The organism is Bradyrhizobium sp. WBOS08 (genome assembly GCF_024585125.1).
GTDB classification, from domain to species: domain Bacteria; phylum Pseudomonadota; class Alphaproteobacteria; order Rhizobiales; family Xanthobacteraceae; genus Bradyrhizobium; species Bradyrhizobium japonicum_B.
In genome coordinates this window covers 594,325-609,204 of sequence record NZ_CP028988.1, presented here as the reverse complement: position 1 = coordinate 609,204, position 14,880 = coordinate 594,325, and the positions used below count along the sequence as shown (strand labels likewise).

Below are 14,880 nucleotides of genomic sequence, written 5' to 3'. Positions count from 1 at the left end.
TTCGCCACGCCGCGCAAAGAGTAGCGCCAAGATTGAAGCGTGCCCGATCCCACAGCATGGCTCCGTCATAGAGCGCCGGAGTTAACACCAGCCTTCGGCGCGGCGACTAAAGCATGATGGCATGAGGCTCGATCGCTGCAACGACCGTGATGCGCTCCCTCTCCCGCTTGCGGGAGAGGGTTGGGGAGAGGGTATATCCGCAATGGGATAATCCCTCAGAGGAGAAAGCCCTCTCCCGGCGCTTCGCGCCGACCTCTCCCGCAAGCGGGAGAGGTAAACGGCCGCGGCAATCGATTCGACTGAAGCCATCCGCTTTAGCGTGCGCGGGCGCTCTGATCAGTGGCAGGCGTTTGCGGCGGGCTGGCCAGGCGGTCGTCGACCGCATAGAGCGTGCAGGTCGGTGACCATTTCAGGCAGGCGGCCAGCGAGTCGCGCTGGGCCTCGTCGGCCGTGCTGCGCCCCGCGCGCCAGCCGTAGCCGCCGTTCGGCGACACCGCGAAAGCCTTGTGCGGCAGCATGCTGGCGAGATAGCGCGAGAACTCGGCCCGCGCGGCCTCGTCGAGCTGGTGCGGCGGCGGCAGGGAATCGGGCGGGCTTAGGATGTCGCGACTGAGGAGGCCGCGCTCGCGCAGGAAGGCGTCGACATAAGGCGTCCATTGCGGACGGCCCGCCACCGAATAGAGATAGTGGCCTTCGTCGCCGTAGGGCGGCGCCGCGACGAATGTCGCGTTGCCGCCGCCGGCGCGAAACCCGTCATGGAGACGGCGCGCGAGCTCGGGGCCGAAGTAGGAATCGTTCGCCGCATAGACCCAGAGCGTCGGCACACGCGAGGACTGGCCGAAAGCCGTGAAGGCCTGCGCCAGCCCGTTCGGATTGCAGACGTCGTCGTCGTCGCGCGAGCCGCGGCCGCCGGCGAAGTTGATCGCGGCGACGAGACCGGGCGGGGCTTGCGCTGTGAGCGCGATCGTTGCGAGCCCGCCGGCGGAATGGCCAGCCGCGATCATGCCCGACGTCGTCACGTCGGCCCGGCGCGCCATCGCATCGATCGCGGCGCGCAAATCGGCAACCGCGATCGCGGCTGCGGGCAAATAGGCGGCCTTCGCGCAGCCGCCGACGCTGTCGATGCGTCCGCCGGGCGAGGTGCCGTAGCCGCGCCGCATCACGACCAGCGCGGCAAAGCCGCGCCGGGCATATTCCAGCGCGATGCCGTAATATCTGTGGGCCGACATCGTCGCGCGGTCCTCGAAGCTGCGCGGCGAGCCGTGGCTCAGCAGGGCCAGCGGATAGCGCTTCGCTCCCGCCGGGCGGACCAGAAAGGCCTCGAGCCCCTGCGGCCCCGCCTGCGCCATGGGGATGCGCAGGTCCTCGGTGTAGAATTCGGCGGCGCGCACCGGTGTCGCCGCCGCGACGAGGCCGGCGATCAGCAGAAGCAGCTTGCGCGTAAGAGCCATGGGACGATTCGACCGGCCTCGATTGCGGCAAGCATAACATGATCTCCTTACGCGACCGTGAGCCCGCAGCCAACCACGCTGATCTCCGGGGGATGAAGGCGGGGCGATCGCGTGGCAGCGATCTGGCCTTTGGCCATCCTTCGAGACGCCCGCCGTTGGCGGGCCCTCAGGATGAGGATGCGGGTGCGCGGCACGAGTTTCAACAGGCACGAATGCCGCTTAGCCTCATCTTGAGGAGCTTGCGTAGCAAGCGTCTCGAAGGACGAGGCGCGCGCTCAGGTCTCGCAGGGCGCCACATGCGATTGGCCTGTGTCGCTCTCTGTCAACCCATCTCCACAAAAATATTCCACTTTACCGAAATTCGGTTTTGACGTATGTGTCACCCATCCCGGCTCACCAGGAGGGGCGATCTCGAGGTCGTCTTGATCGCGAGCCGGGCTTGCGGTGGACGCGGCAGCGTCGGCATGAGAGGTGCGGGCAGGGCGGGTAGTCCCTGTGAGTCCGTGGCCGCGTGCGGACGAACGGCGCTGCTAGGCTTCGTCTCGCCTGTAAGTTTCGCAGCTTCGTCGACAGGGCTGGAAATACTGCGGCGAAAGGGCGGGCCGTGCGTACGGCAAAACCGTGTGGTCCTGGCCGTCGTTGCTACGGTCAAGCCGGATCGAAGATGTGCGCGAGCCCAACCGGGCGGACGGCATCGTCAATTCGAACGGCGAGGGAGGCCAGAAGGAAGTTCGGCTCCCGGGAGAGTACGGCATAAGCCGTCCGACCACCGCGCAGGGAAGGCCGAGTGATCGGCACCACCTGTATGCTGCTGTGCGGTTCTTCCTGCGTGTGCATTTTCGCGCAGCGGACCGCGGGTGCGTTGTCAGCACCCGGCCTTCCCTGCGCCCTCCTGGATTGAGGGCGGAGTGATCATGCAAAGCTCGGGCGAATTCAGCCGCGAGAGCGAGAAGGCATGTCTGCGATTTGCGCTGCGCGTGCCACAAACGCGATCTCGTAGGGTGGGCAAAGCGCAGCGTGCCCACGCGTCTATCGCCGCATCGGACAGATCGTGGGCACGGCGCAAGGGCGCCTTTGCCCACCCTACGGCACTACCGCACTAGCGCCTGGTGGATGCGCCGAAGCTGTCCGTGGTGTCGCCACGGAGCTCCCGCTCGAACCGGCGCCTTACCTTGGCGAGGTCATGATCCACGGCTGCGTTGCGCAGCGTCGGGTTGAGTTCGACGCCCGTTCGCTCGACGTATCTGGGAGACGATAGCACCAAGGAACTGGCGAGCAGCACGGCCGTTGCGAGAATGGTCATGTCCCAATTCATGGACCCAAATGCGGCCATTTGTTGCCGGCGTCGGCCGATGGCTTTTGAGTTGGCGTGTGCAAGCCCAATGCTATGGTGCGGTAGGGCCTCAATTTTGACAACGACGAGGATATTCCAGTGGCTGATGTTCATCCCGCGGCGGGCAAGCAGGCTTCGCCGGACGCGCTCACCAATATTCCGCGGCTGGTGACGGCCTATTTCGCGGGCAAGCCCGATGTCGCGGATCCCGCGCAGCGCGTGGCGTTCGGCACCTCCGGCCATCGCGGCACCTCGTTCAAGAACACGTTCAACGAAGGCCATATCCTCGCGACCACGCAGGCGATCTGCGACTATCGAAAGGAAAAGGGCCTGACCGGCCCGCTCTTCATCGGCATCGACACCCACGCCCTGGCCGAGCCGGCGCTGGTCAGCGCCGTCGAGGTGTTCGCCGCCAACGGCGTCGACATCATGATTGACAAGGACGGCGGCTACACACCGACGCCGGTGATCTCGCGCGCGATCCTCGCCTACAACAAGGGCCGCACTGACGGCCTGGCCGACGGCGTCGTCATCACGCCCTCGCACAACCCGCCGGACGATGGCGGCTACAAATACAATCCGCCGCATGGCGGCCCGGCCGACACCGATGTCACGGGCGTGGTCGAGAAGCGCGCCAATGCCTACCTCGCCGACGCTCTCAAGGGCGTCAAGCGCATGGACTATGCGAAGGCGCTGAAATCATCGACCGTCCACCCGACCGACTTCGTCACACCCTATGTCGCAGCCCTCGGCGAGGTCGTCGATCTCGAGCTCGTCGAATCCGCCGGCATCAACATCGGCATCGACCCGCTCGGCGGCGCCGCCGTGCGCTATTGGCATCCGATCATCGAGCACTACGGCCTGAAGGCCACCGTGGTGAACGAGGCGGTCGATCCGACCTTCCGCTTCATGACGGTGGACTGGGACGGCAAGATCCGCATGGACTGTTCCTCGCCCTACGCCATGGCGAGCCTGATCGCGATGCGCGACCGCTTCGACGTCGCCTTTGCCAACGACACCGATGCCGACCGCCACGGCATCGTGACGCGATCCGGCGGCCTGATGAACCCGAACCATTATCTGGCGACCGCGATCTCCTATCTGTTCGCGCATCGGCCGAACTGGGGCAAGGACGCCGCGATCGGCAAGACCGTGGTGTCGAGCTCGATCATCGATCGCGTCGCCAAGAAGCTCGGCCGCAAGCTGGTCGAGACGCCGGTCGGCTTCAAATGGTTCGTCGACGGCCTCCTCACCGGCGGCTTCGGCTTCGGCGGCGAGGAGAGTGCGGGGGCCTCGTTCCTGCGCCGCGACGGCGGGGTCTGGACCACCGACAAGGACGGCATCATCCTCGGCCTGCTCGCCGCCGAGATCATGGCCAGGACCGGCCGCGATCCGAGCCAGCTGTTCGGCGATCTCACCGCCGAGTTCGGCGTGCCGCATTACGCCCGCATCGACGTCGCCGCGACGGGTCCGCAGAAGACCATCCTGAAGTCGGTTACGCCCGAACAGCTCGGTCTGAAGAGCCTCGCCGGCGATCCGGTCCGCGCAACGCTGAGCAAGGCGCCCGGCAACGGCCAGCCCTTCGGCGGCATCAAGGTCGAGACCGATTTCGGCTGGTTCGCGGCAAGGCCGTCGGGGACGGAGGACGTCTACAAGATCTACGCCGAGAGCTTCCGCAGCCCCGAGCACCTGAAGCGGATTCAGGAAGAGGCGCAGGCGGGTCTGGCGAAGGTATTCGGAGCGTAGCTGCCAGGCAGCCCCTCTTGCCCGCCTTTGAAGGCACTTGAGCGCAGGCCGCATGCTCAGCTTGGGCCGCAGCCACGGCTGTCATTCCCCGCGAAGGCGGGGGATCCAGTACTCCGCGGCAGTCATCGGTGCAGGCAACTTCCGCTGCGGAGTACTGGATCGCCCGCCTTCGCGGGCGATGACCATGAGCAGTGTATACATTATCCCTGATTAAGGTATAATAATACACCTATTTGAGCCTTGAACAATTCCACCTCTCGGCTATTGTATACATAACGCATACAGAGCCGTGGGAGTGAGACCGATGACAAAGCCGTTCCCGATGAACGCCTGGTACGCCGCCGCCTGGGATGCAGAGGTGAAGCCGGCGCTGCTGCCGCGGACGATCTGCGGCAAGCATGTCGTGATGTATCGCAAGGCCGACGGCTCGGTCGCCGCGCTGGAGGACGCCTGCTGGCATCGCCTGGTGCCGCTGTCCAAGGGCCGGCTCGAAGGCGACACCGTGGTCTGCGGCTATCACGGCCTGAAATTCAATGCGCAGGGCCGCTGCACCTTCATGCCCTCGCAGGAGACCATCAATCCGTCGGCCTGCGTGCGCTCCTATCCCGTGGTCGAGCGCCACCGCTACATCTGGCTCTGGATGGGCGATCCCGCGCTGGCCGATCCCGCGCTCGTCCCCGACCTGCACTGGAATCACGATCCGGCCTGGGCCGGCGACGGCAAGACCATCCACGTCAAATGCGACTATCGCCTCGTGCTCGACAATCTCATGGACCTGACCCACGAGACCTTCGTGCACGGCTCCTCGATCGGCAACGAGGCGGTCGCCGAGGCGCCGTTCGACGTCACCCATGGCGAGAAGACCGTCACGGTGACGCGCTGGATGCGCAACATCGAGCCGCCGCCGTTCTGGGCCAAGCAGCTCGGCAAGCCCGGCCTCGTCGACCGCTGGCAGATCATCCGTTTCGAGGCGCCGTGCACCATCGCGATCGATGTCGGCGTGGCGCCAACCGGTACCGGCGCCCCGGAAGGCGACCGCTCGCAGGGCGTCAACGGCTTCGTGCTCAACACCATCACGCCGGAGACCGAGAAGACCTGCCACTATTTCTGGGCCTTCGTGCGCAACTACCAGCTAGGTGAGCAGCGCATCACGTCCGAGATCCGCGAGGGCGTCTCCGGCATCTTCCGCGAGGACGAATTGATCCTCGAAGCCCAGCAGCGCGCCATGGACGAGAACCCGGACCGCATCTTCTACAACCTCAACATCGACGCCGGCGCGATGTGGTCGCGCAAGCTGATCGACAAGATGGTGGCGAAGGAAAGCGCGCCGCAGCGCCTTCAGGCCGCGGAGTAGGTCATGGCCGAGCGCGAAGTCGACCGCTCCGTCTCGCAGACCGTGAAGGCGCAGCTCGCGCTGCGCGACCAGATCCTGTCCGGCGCCTTGCGGCCGGGCGAGCGCATCTCCGAGCTGCAGGCGGTGGAGACCACCGGCGCCTCGCGCACGCCGGTGCGCATGGCGCTGGTGCGGCTGGAGGAGGAGGGCCTCCTGGAGGCCATTCCCTCCGGCGGCTTCATGGTGAAGGCGTTCTCCGAACGCGACATCTCCGATTCCATCGAGCTGCGCGGCACGCTCGAAGGCCTCGCCGCGCGCTTTGCGGCCGAGCGCGGCGTCTCCGCGCGCGACCTCGAGCCGCTAAAGGAGTGCCTGGCCGCGATCGACGAATTGCTGCGCCAGGTGCCGATCTCGATCGAGGCGTTCTCGTCCTATGTCACGCTGAACGCGCGCTTCCACGCGCTGCTCACCGAATTGTCGCGCAGCCCGCCCTTGATCCGCCAGATCGACCGTGCCTCGGCGCTGCCGTTCGCATCTCCCAGCGGCTTCGTGATGGCGCAGTCGGCGCTGCCGGAGGCGCAGCAGATCCTGATCATCGCCCAGGACCACCACCGCGTCGTGATCGACGCGATCGAGAACCGCGAAGGCGCGCGCGCCGAAGCGATCATGCGCGAGCACGCACGGCTCGCAGTGCGCAATTTGCGGCTCGCGCTGCGCAACCGGACCCATCTGGACCTGTTGCCGGCGCTCGCGCTGATCAAGTCCGCAACCGACTGAGGGCCGCCACCATGCGCTTCATCGAAACCTGGACTCCGGCAACGCTCGTCTCGACGCGCGATCTCGCCCCCGGCATTCGCGAATTCCTGATCCGGCCCGATCAGTATGACGGTGTCGCCTATCCGGTCGGCAGCCACATCAATATCAGCGTGACCATCGACGGCCTGCCAGAGACGCGATCCTATTCGCTGGTCGGCGAGGCCTCGCCGGAGGGTTTCAGGATCGCAGTGCGCCGCGCTGACGATTCCCGCGGCGGCTCGCGCTACATGTGGCAGCTCAAGCCGGGCGCGCGGCTCGACATCACCCAGCCCGCCTCGCTCCTTGCGGTGGACTGGTCCCGCCAAAGCTATTGCCTGATCGCCGGCGGCATCGGTATCACGCCGCTCCTCGGCGCCGCGCAGGCGCTGGTGCGGCGTGGGGCCGACGTGAAACTGCATTATGCGATGCGCTCGCGGGCAGAGGCGGCCTATTTCGACGATCTCGCCGCGCTGCTCGGCGATCGTCTGGTCGTCCATGCCGGCGACGAAGGCAAGCGGCTCGATCTCGACGCGCTGTTCGGCACGCTCCCCAAGGGCGCGCTCGCGCTGTTCTGCGGCCCGATGCGCATGCTCGACGCTGCGCGCCATGCCTGGATCGGAGCCGGCCACCCGCTGCCCGACCTGCGCTACGAAACCTTCGGCTCCAGCGGCACGCTGCCGACCGAGGCGTTCCGGGTGCGCTTGAAGGGTTCGAATGTCGAGCTGGAAATCCCGCGCGAGCGCTCGATGCTTGACGTGCTCAACGCCAGCGGCTTTGAGGTGATATCCGACTGCAAGCGCGGCGAATGCGGCCTCTGCGCCATCGACGTGGTCGATGTCGACGGCGAGATCGACCATCGCGACGTCTTCTTCAGCGACCACCAGAAAGAGAGCAACCAGAAGATCTGCGCCTGCGTCTCCCGCGCGCGGGGGACCGTCACCGTGGACACGCTGCTGCGGGCGGATGCGGTTTGAGCTTGCTCTGAAGCCCGTTAGGGCAATGGACCGCGCTGCGGGCTCCACCTCTCCCGCTTGCGGGAGAGGTCGCGCCGAAGGCGCGGGTGAGGGCTCTCTCCTCTGGGCGAGTCCCTCCGTTGAGAGAGCCCTCTCCCCAACCCTCCCCCGCAAGCGGGGGAGGGAGCGCGCCTCCCGTGCCGCCGGCCTCAAGGCACAATTTCACCTACGCCGCGAACGTCGCCCGGAGCTTCCTCGTCTCCAGCAGCGCCAGCACGCCGTCCGCCGACACCGGGCGGCTGATCAGGTAGCCCTGAATCTCCTCGCAGCCGATCTGCCTGAGATATTCCAGCTGGTCCGCAGTCTCGACGCCTTCGGCCACCACGCCGATGTCGAGGTCGCGGGCAAGGCCGATCACCGATTTCACGATTGCGGCGCAGTCGGGCTGCACCAGCATGTCGCGGATGAAGGACTGGTCGACCTTGATACGGCTGAACGGCAGCTTGCGCAGATAGGTGAGGGAGGAGAACCCCGTCCCGAAATCGTCCAGCGCGACGGTGACGCCGAGCTGCAGCAGCGCGTTGACGACCGGCTCGGCCAGGCCGTATTTCGACAGCAGCATCGATTCCGTGATCTCGATCTCGAGCCGGTGCGGGGCGATCCTGGCCTCGCGGAGCGCCTGCACGATGATCTGGAGGATGGCGGCGTTGTGAAACTGCGCCGCGGAGAAGTTCACGGCGACCCTGATCTCGTCGGGCCATTTGGCGACTGTCGCGCAGGCGCGGCGGACGACCCATTCGCCGATCTCGTGGATCAGCCCGGTCTCCTCCGCGATCGGGATGAATTCGCTCGGCGGCACCAATCCGCGCTCGGGATGCTGCCAGCGCAGCAGCGCCTCGAAGCCGGTGATCCGGCTTTGGTCGAGGTCGAGGAACGGCTGAAACACGAGAAACAGCTCGTCTCGCGCGATCGCACCCTCGAGGTCCGATTGCAGTGCCTTGCGATCGCGTGACACCTTGTCGTCGTTGGCCTCGAAGAAGCGGATAGTGCCGGGGCCCGCCTTCTTGGCGCGGTAGAGCGCCGTATCGGCATTCTTCATGATGTCGAGCGGCGCGCTGCCGTCGCGTGGCGCCAGCACGATGCCGACGCTGGTGGCGCCCACGATCTGGCGGCCCTCGATGCGGAACGGCTCGTCGAAGGCCGCGACGAAGCGCTCGGCGATCTCGAGGGCATCTTCCGGGCGCGCCAGATTGGCCATCACCAGCGCGAACTCGTCGCCGCCGATGCGCGCGACATGCTCGGCGGCGCGTGTGCAGCGTTGCAGGCGGCTTGCGACCTGGACCAGGAATTCGTCGCCGGCGGGATGGCCGAGCTGGTCGTTGACCTCCTTGAAGCGATCGAGATCGAGCAGCAGCACCGCAAACTCCTCGCCGGACAGCGTCAGCCGCTTCAGCGCAGCCTCGAGCGTCTCGTTGAAGGCGACGCGGTTGGGCAGGTGGGTCAGGGGATCCAGCCGCACCGTGCGCTCCGCCTCGATCTGCTGGGTGACGCGCCGCGCGAACGAGAACGAATTGACGAACACGCCGCGCAACAGCACGCTGCCGTAGACCACGACGAGGAAGGCGATCAGGACAAAGGCCAGATCGCCGCTCCTGCCGAGGCAGATGGCGATCCCGACGAAGATCGGGGCCGTGAAGGCGATGGCTGCGATCGGGACGGTGGCGAAGGCGAGCGCGCCGCCGGCCAGCATGCCCGAGCACAGGCAGGTGATGACGAGCTGGCCGCCGGTCGAGGCGTCCGCGAAGAAGGCCGCGGGGACGATGCCCCAGGCGGCGCCGAGGACGAAGGCATTTCGCACCAGGCGGTGCATGGCGCGGCGCGAGACGAATTGCGGTTTGGTGATGCGGCGCGCGGTGCGGGATTGCAGGCCGAATGCGATCGCCGCGCCGGCGACGGCGGCGCCCCAGATCAGCGCGGAGATCCGGTCCGGCGACGACCACAGCGCGATGGCGAGCACGATGGCGTTGCAGGCATTGGCCAGCATGATGCCGACCGAATAGCCGAGCACGAGCGACATCTGCTCGGCACGGATATGGCCGGCCATGGCTTCGTCCGTCACGGGACCGCCGAACGCCGACAGATCGCCGGCAAACAGCCGCGCGAAATAGGTGGTCAGTTGAGTCCGCATTCCAGAGCCTGCATGCGCCGTTGGTCCGGCTCGGTGCGGAGAATTCGCTGCAAACCTTTGACGAACTATGAATTATCCTTCGCCGCGGGGCTCGCGCCGCCCACTTCTGCGTGTTCGTGCCAAGTATCGATAACAAATCGATACAAATGCGGGATGGCTTGCCGCGCCCTCGGCCTTGGGTGACGTTGTGCTCGACCGCGTGATAGGATTGGTCGACCGACCAGGCTTCGGTGCGCCGCGTCGGCAACGGATATGTTCGCGATCCCGAGGGCCCTGTTCATGAGCGAGCCTTCAGCCGACGTTTCGGCAACGGTCGAATACACGATGGACAAATGGCGGATGGACCGCCTTCCCTGGGCGATGTGGGCTTGCGTCGCCGGCCTTGCGATCGCGCTTCACGCCGAGAGCCGCGGCCAGAGCGGAGCGGCCCTGGCCGTCGTCTATCTGGCTCTCCTGGGGCTGGCGTTCGCAGGCTTTGCACTGACGACCCTGATCGGGCGGTCCGGGCTGCCATTGCTTCTGGAATTGTTGATCGGCGTCCTTGTCCTGAGCATCGTCGCCGGCGTGATCGGCGTGATCAGCGTGTTGGTCGGCGGGCCAAGCGGACGCTCCAGTTATGGCGGCGTCGTGCCCAGTCTCTATTGGAGCCGTCTCGTCAATCCATCGCTGAATGTCTTCGGTTGGATGCTGCTCTATCTGGGCTTGGGATGGATTGTGTTTTCAGCTTACCGGCACCTCTACGCCGACCAGGCGGTCGTCTCCATGTCCGCCGCCGGCATCCGGTTTCACAGGCCCTGGCTCAAGGGTCTCTTCATTCCCTGGCAGGAGGTGCGTGGGGTGGGCCATCTCGTCGTTCCCGGCATCTCGGGGGTGCCGTACGTCAGTCCATACGCTGCGGCCGTCACGGTCGGTCAGGATTTCTATGAGCAGCATATCGCCCCGAAGCGCAGCTTCTTCGCGCCGCCCGGGTCTGAAGCCATGTTCCAGCCGAAAGGCGAGATGATGCAGGTGGTGCTGAGCGGCGGCGACATGACGGTCAAGCCGGAAGATTTTCTCGGGCCTGCCGAGGCGCGATGGAAAGCATTCCGGGATCAACCGGGGTCGTCATCCCGGAACGGCGGCACCATCGTCTATGGACGATGGTCGATCAACGGCTCCGCGTGGCAGGCCGTCTGGTTTCTTGCGCCTCTCATCGGCATGGCCGTGGTTATGCTGTATCGGTAGTGGCAATTGCCGCAAACACTCAGCGTCCGAGCTGTTTCGGATCGTAGAAGAAGCGCTCCTCGAGGATCTCGTTGCCGCGCCAGGTCTGCCAGGCGATCTCCTCCAGCGTCCGCGTCACGCCCTCACTATTGGTGAAGGAGAATTTCCAGCGGCTGGCGACGATGTCGCCAGCGATCAGGCTCGCGCCGATGCGCACGGCAGTGACGGCCTTGAAGGCCGCCAGCACACCACGTTCCTTGTCCGCGAGCTTGTCGCGCCCGACCACCGGCGCGGCGAGATTCTCGTAGGTCGCGGCGTCCGGCGTGTAGTAGTCGAGGATCGCTCCGACGAAGTCGCCATCCTCCAGCCTCTTTGCGAACGCTTCGACAATCTCACGGCTTGGCATGACGCACCTCCGGGACATAAACCGACTGTTAGTCGGTAAATACCGACTGGTGGTCGAAAAGTCAACTGGCGGCCGGCGGATGATTGGACTAGACGAGATCCATGGCGAAGCAGGCGGAGCGGAGGGCGGCGACATCGGAGGCGATTCTGACGGCGGCCCGCCGCCTGTTCGGGACGCAAGGCTTTGCCGCCACCACCATGGACGAGATCGCGGAGGGGGCCCGCGTCGCCAAGGGCGCGGTCTATCATCACTTCAAGACCAAGGAGGCGGTGTTCGAGGCCGTGTTCGACCAGGTTTCGCGCGACCTCGTCGTCGAGATCGACGGAGCCGCACGCGCGGAGAAAGACGTGCTGGCCGCGATGGTCGCCGGCACCCAGCATTACTTCGCCGCGACCGCGAACGGCCCGACCGGCCAGATCATCTTGCGCGACGGCCCTGCGGTGCTCGGCTGGGAGCGCTGGCGCGAGATCGACGCAAAGCACTTTGGCGGCAAGCTGCCGCGCGCGCTGGCGGCGGCGATGGAGGCCGGTCTGATCGCAAAGCAGCCGGTCGAGCCCTTGGCGCGGCTGCTGCTCGGCGCCGTCACCGAGGCTGCGGTCGCCTGCGCCGGCCGCGCCGACATCGCAAGGGCGGGCGCGGAATATGCCCGTGCGTTCAAGTCGCTGGTCGAGGCGCTGCGCGTCAAGGCATGATCGTGCTAGTGACGAGGCGAAACGCCCGCTCCAACAAGAAGAACCGCAGCGCATGAACGCAAATTCCTCCCTCACGCCATCCGATCCCGAGTTCGATTACATCATCGTCGGCGCCGGCTCTGCCGGCTGCGTTCTGGCCAACAGGCTGTCGGCGAACGGCAAGCACACAGTGCTGCTGCTCGAGGCCGGGCCTAAGGATTCCAATATCTGGATCCACGTGCCGCTTGGCTACGGCAAGCTGTTCAAGGAGAAGAGCGTCAACTGGATGTACCAGACCGAGCCGGAGCCCGAGCTGAAGGGCCGCCAGGTGTTCCAGCCGCGCGGCAAGACGCTGGGCGGCTCGAGCTCGATCAACGGCCTGCTTTATGTCCGCGGCCAGCACGAGGATTACGACCGATGGCGTCAACTCGGCAATACCGGCTGGGGCTATGACGACGTGCTGCCTTATTTCAAGAAGGCCGAGAACCAGTCGCGTGGCGCCGATCAATATCACGGCACGGGCGGACCGCTGCCGGTCTCCAACATGGTCGTCACCGACCCGCTGTCAAAGGCCTTCATCGACGCCGCGGTCGAGAGCGGCCTGCCCTACAACCCCGACTTCAACGGCGCCACGCAGGAGGGCGTCGGCCTGTTCCAGACCACGACACGCAACGGCCGCCGTGCCTCGACCTCGGTGGCCTATCTCGGCCCGGCCAAGGCACGCGGCAATCTCAAGATCGAAACGAACGCGCTCGGCCACCGCGTGCTGTTCGAGGGCCGCCGCGCCGTCGGCGTCGAATATCGGCAAGACGCGCAACTCCGTCGCGCTCGCGCGCGAAGAGAGATCGTGCTGTCGAGCGGCGCCTACAATTCGCCGCAACTGCTCCAGCTCTCCGGCGTCGGTCCCGCCGATCTCCTGCGCAAGCACGGCATTGACGTCGTGTTGAACGCGCCGGGCGTCGGTCACGACCTGCAGGACCACATGCAGGTCCGCATCGTGATGCGTTGCTCGCAGAAGATCACGCTGAACGACACCGTCAATCATCCGCTCCGCCGCACCATGGCCGGCGCGCGTTATGCGCTGTTCCGGAAGGGATGGCTGACGATTGCGGCCGGCACCGCCGGCGCCTTCTTCAAGACCAGCCCGCGGCTCGCCTCGCCCGACATCCAGGTGCACTTCCTGCCGTTCTCGACCGACAAGATGGGCGAGAAGCTGCACGATTTCTCCGGCTTCACCGCGTCGGTGTGCCAGCTCCGCCCCGAGAGTCGCGGTTCACTGCGGATCAGAAGCGCGGACCCGACCGTGCCGCCGGAAATCCGCATCAACTACATGTCGACCGAGACCGACCGCAACACCAACGTCGAAGGCATCAAGATCTTGCGCAAGATCCTGAATGCACCGGCGCTGAAGCCGTTCGTGGTCAGCGAGTACGATCCCGGGGCGAAGGTAGCTACGGATGCCGAAATATTGGATTATTGCCGCGAGCGCGGCAGCACCATCTACCATCCGACCTCGACCTGTCGTATGGGCAACGACCCGCTCGCGGTGGTGGATCAGCGGTTGAGGGTGAGGGGTCTCGAAGGCCTGCGGGTCGTCGACGGCTCCATCATGCCGGACCTCGTCTCGGGGAACACCAATGCGCCCATCATCATGATCGCCGAAAAGGCCTCCGACATGATATTGGAGGATGCGCGGTAGAGCATGATCCGGACCCGGAGGGCCGCGTTAGCGCAAAGTGGGAATCGGTTTTCCGATCAGATCATGCTCAAAGATAACGACGCGCCTCTCGAAAGGACCAGGACTTGGCTACGCGACTGAAGATCGGCACCCGCAAGAGCGCGATGGCGCTGGCCCAGACGGAAGAGATCGCGCGCCGCCTGACCGCCGCCGTGCCCGGTCTCGACGTCGAGATCGTCAAGTTCGACACCACGGGCGATCTCGACCAGACCAGCAAGCTGCTGCCGCATGGCGGCAAGGGCGGCGCCTTCGTGGCGCAGATCCGGGCCGCCGTGCGGTCGGGCGAGCTTCACGCGGCAATGCATTCGCTGAAGGACATGCCGGGCAACGAGGACACGCCCGGCCTCGTCATCGGCGCCACGCTGTCGCGCGATCCGCCGGCCGACGCTCTGGTGCTGCGCGACGGCGTGACGTTGGCGGCGCTGCGCCAGTCGCGTGGCAAGGGTTTCAAGCTCGGCACCAACGCCGTGCGCCGCGCCGCTTATGCGCGGCGGCTGCTTCCGGAGGTCGAGGTGATCCACTTCCGCGGCGCCGCCGACACGCGCGTGCGCAAGCTCGACAACGGCGAGATGCAACGGCTGCCGGATGGCGGCGCCGTGGGACCGGCCGATGCGCTGATCATGGCGCGGTCGGGCCTCGACCGCGTCGGCCTCGCCGGCCGCATCGCCTATGAATTCACCCCGGCTGAGATGCTGCCCGCGGCGGGGCAGGGCATCGTCGCCGTCGAATGCGCGGCGCAGGACTGGCAGACGCGACAAATCCTGTCGTCGATCGACGATCCCGCCGCGCATGCCTCTGCCGACGCGGAGCGCGAGGTGCTGTGGGTGCTGAACGGCCATTGCAATTCGCCGGTGGCGGGATTCTCGACCATCGCGGGCGATCGGATGTCGCTCACAGCGTCCGTGCTCGACCTCTCCGGCAACACCATCATCGAGGCTTCGCGTGCAGGCCCGGCCGACCGCCCGCGCGAGCTCGGGCGTGCGGTGGGCCTGGACCTGCTGACCAAGGGCGCCGCCGAGATCATCGAGCGCAGCCGGCCGCGCTGAGCCTCATCGCGAAGCTC

Annotated in this window: 12 protein-coding genes; 8 read left to right on the top strand and 4 right to left on the bottom strand. The window is 66.2% G+C overall.

Translation table 11 applies throughout. The features are described 5' to 3' along the window. Positions 1-314: 314 nt before the first annotated feature. Together DCM80_RS02850 and DCM80_RS02845 are read right to left on the bottom strand one after the other, a co-directional pair. Complete coding sequence (locus DCM80_RS02850; RefSeq protein WP_257195655.1) at positions 315-1,451, bottom strand: S9 family peptidase; 1,137 nt, start codon at positions 1,449-1,451, stop codon at positions 315-317. 1,099 nt (positions 1,452-2,550) lie between these two features. Beyond that, complete coding sequence (locus tag DCM80_RS02845; RefSeq protein WP_257195654.1) at positions 2,551-2,754, bottom strand: hypothetical protein; 204 nt, start codon at positions 2,752-2,754, stop codon at positions 2,551-2,553. A 129-nt stretch (positions 2,755-2,883) separates the two neighbouring features. On the opposite strand from DCM80_RS02845, the gene pgm reads away from it, so the two are divergent. From pgm to DCM80_RS02825, 4 genes are all read left to right on the top strand, one after another. Continuing rightward, entirely contained in the window at positions 2,884-4,530 is a 1,647-nt protein-coding gene (gene pgm / locus DCM80_RS02840; protein WP_257195653.1) for a phosphoglucomutase (alpha-D-glucose-1,6-bisphosphate-dependent), read from the top strand. A 304-nt stretch (positions 4,531-4,834) separates the two neighbouring features. Next, entirely contained in the window at positions 4,835-5,884 is a 1,050-nt protein-coding gene (locus tag DCM80_RS02835; RefSeq protein ID WP_257195652.1) for an aromatic ring-hydroxylating dioxygenase subunit alpha, read from the top strand. A 3-nt stretch (positions 5,885-5,887) separates the two neighbouring features. Next, a complete protein-coding gene (locus DCM80_RS02830; protein ID WP_257195651.1) occupies positions 5,888-6,640 on the top strand; it encodes a GntR family transcriptional regulator in 753 nt (250 codons plus the stop codon). Between the two features lie 11 nt (positions 6,641-6,651). Further along, on the top strand, positions 6,652-7,632 hold the full coding sequence (locus DCM80_RS02825; protein ID WP_257195650.1) for a PDR/VanB family oxidoreductase: 981 nt from the start codon (positions 6,652-6,654) through the stop codon (positions 7,630-7,632). A 205-nt stretch (positions 7,633-7,837) separates the two neighbouring features. Here DCM80_RS02825 and DCM80_RS02820 read toward each other — a convergent pair whose 3' ends face one another. Further along, positions 7,838-9,799 (bottom strand): bifunctional diguanylate cyclase/phosphodiesterase, encoded by a 1,962-nt coding sequence (locus DCM80_RS02820; RefSeq protein WP_257195649.1) that lies wholly within the window; start codon positions 9,797-9,799, stop codon positions 7,838-7,840. Positions 9,800-10,078: 279 nt separating this feature from the next. Between DCM80_RS02820 and DCM80_RS02815 the strand changes: the two genes are divergently transcribed. Continuing rightward, a complete protein-coding gene (locus tag DCM80_RS02815; protein WP_257195648.1) occupies positions 10,079-11,023 on the top strand; it encodes a hypothetical protein in 945 nt (314 codons plus the stop codon). Positions 11,024-11,042: 19 nt separating this feature from the next. Here DCM80_RS02815 and DCM80_RS02810 read toward each other — a convergent pair whose 3' ends face one another. Further along, entirely contained in the window at positions 11,043-11,408 is a 366-nt protein-coding gene (locus DCM80_RS02810; protein WP_257195647.1) for a nuclear transport factor 2 family protein, read from the bottom strand. Between the two features lie 101 nt (positions 11,409-11,509). Between DCM80_RS02810 and DCM80_RS02805 the strand changes: the two genes are divergently transcribed. The 3 genes from DCM80_RS02805 (at position 11,510) to hemC (ending at position 14,863) form a co-directional block, all read left to right on the top strand. Further along, positions 11,510-12,100: a TetR/AcrR family transcriptional regulator gene (locus DCM80_RS02805; protein WP_257195646.1), complete on the top strand. Its 591-nt coding sequence runs from the start codon at positions 11,510-11,512 to the stop codon at positions 12,098-12,100. Positions 12,101-12,152: 52 nt separating this feature from the next. Next, positions 12,153-13,778, top strand: a complete 1,626-nt coding sequence (locus DCM80_RS02800; protein WP_257195645.1) for a GMC family oxidoreductase — start codon at positions 12,153-12,155, stop codon at positions 13,776-13,778. A 104-nt stretch (positions 13,779-13,882) separates the two neighbouring features. Continuing rightward, positions 13,883-14,863, top strand: a complete 981-nt coding sequence (hemC, locus tag DCM80_RS02795) for a hydroxymethylbilane synthase (RefSeq protein WP_257195644.1) — start codon at positions 13,883-13,885, stop codon at positions 14,861-14,863. The last annotated feature ends 17 nt before the right edge of the window (positions 14,864-14,880 follow it).

What these genes read in the sequence shown, in the direction of transcription:
- DCM80_RS02850 (WP_257195655.1), bottom strand. Translation starts at nt 1,451, where the DNA reads ATGGCTCTTACGCGCAAGCTGCTTCTGCTGATCGCCGGCCTCGTCGCG.
- DCM80_RS02845 (WP_257195654.1), bottom strand. Translation starts at nt 2,754, where the DNA reads ATGACCATTCTCGCAACGGCCGTGCTGCTCGCCAGTTCCTTGGTGCTA.
- DCM80_RS02835 (WP_257195652.1), top strand. Translation starts at nt 4,835, where the DNA reads ATGACAAAGCCGTTCCCGATGAACGCCTGGTACGCCGCCGCCTGGGAT.
- DCM80_RS02830 (WP_257195651.1), top strand. Translation starts at nt 5,888, where the DNA reads ATGGCCGAGCGCGAAGTCGACCGCTCCGTCTCGCAGACCGTGAAGGCG.
- DCM80_RS02825 (WP_257195650.1), top strand. Translation starts at nt 6,652, where the DNA reads ATGCGCTTCATCGAAACCTGGACTCCGGCAACGCTCGTCTCGACGCGC.
- DCM80_RS02820 (WP_257195649.1), bottom strand. Translation starts at nt 9,799, where the DNA reads ATGCGGACTCAACTGACCACCTATTTCGCGCGGCTGTTTGCCGGCGAT.
- DCM80_RS02815 (WP_257195648.1), top strand. Translation starts at nt 10,079, where the DNA reads ATGAGCGAGCCTTCAGCCGACGTTTCGGCAACGGTCGAATACACGATG.
- DCM80_RS02810 (WP_257195647.1), bottom strand. Translation starts at nt 11,408, where the DNA reads ATGCCAAGCCGTGAGATTGTCGAAGCGTTCGCAAAGAGGCTGGAGGAT.
- DCM80_RS02805 (WP_257195646.1), top strand. Translation starts at nt 11,510, where the DNA reads ATGGCGAAGCAGGCGGAGCGGAGGGCGGCGACATCGGAGGCGATTCTG.
- DCM80_RS02800 (WP_257195645.1), top strand. Translation starts at nt 12,153, where the DNA reads ATGAACGCAAATTCCTCCCTCACGCCATCCGATCCCGAGTTCGATTAC.